Here is a 540-nt window from a genome sequence, read left to right on the forward strand (position 1 = left end):
TGTGGGGTGACGACCCGGAGATCCAGGTGCGGCGCACCTGCCGTCGCTTCAGCCACTGCCGCCTCTGTCGTCGCTTCCGTCACTGCTGTCACTGCTGTCACTGCTGTCACTGCTGCCACTGCTGCCACTGCTGCCACTGCTGCCACTGCTGCCACTGCTGCCACTGCTGTCACTGCTGTCACTGCTGTCACTGCTGTCACTGCTGTCACTGCTGCCACTGCTGTCACTGCCGCCTCTGCTGCCTCTGCTGCCACTGCTGTCACTGCTGCCACTGCTGTCACTGCTGCCACTGCTGCCACTGCTGTCACTGCTGCCACTGCTGCCACTGCTGCCACTGCTGTCACTGCCGCCTCTGCTGCCACTGCTGCCACTGCTGCCACTGCTGTCACTGCTGCCACTGCTGTCACTGCTGCCACTGCTGTCACTGCTGTCACTGCTGTCACTGCTGCCACTGCTGTCACTGCCGCCTCTGCTGCCACTGCTGCCACTGCTGTCACTGCTGCCACTGCTGTCACTGCTGCCACTGCTGCCACTGCTGTC

Annotated in this window: 1 protein-coding gene; it reads left to right on the plus strand. The window is 63.5% G+C overall.

The genetic code is table 11. The features are described from left to right. The coding region (locus ACK41V_RS23845; RefSeq protein ID WP_409786193.1) for a hypothetical protein at positions 1-540 on the plus strand (540 nt) is incomplete at both ends.

It is taken from the genome of Acidovorax sp. (assembly GCF_046291265.1).
In the GTDB taxonomy this organism is placed as follows: Bacteria; Pseudomonadota; Gammaproteobacteria; order Burkholderiales; family Burkholderiaceae_C; genus Acidovorax.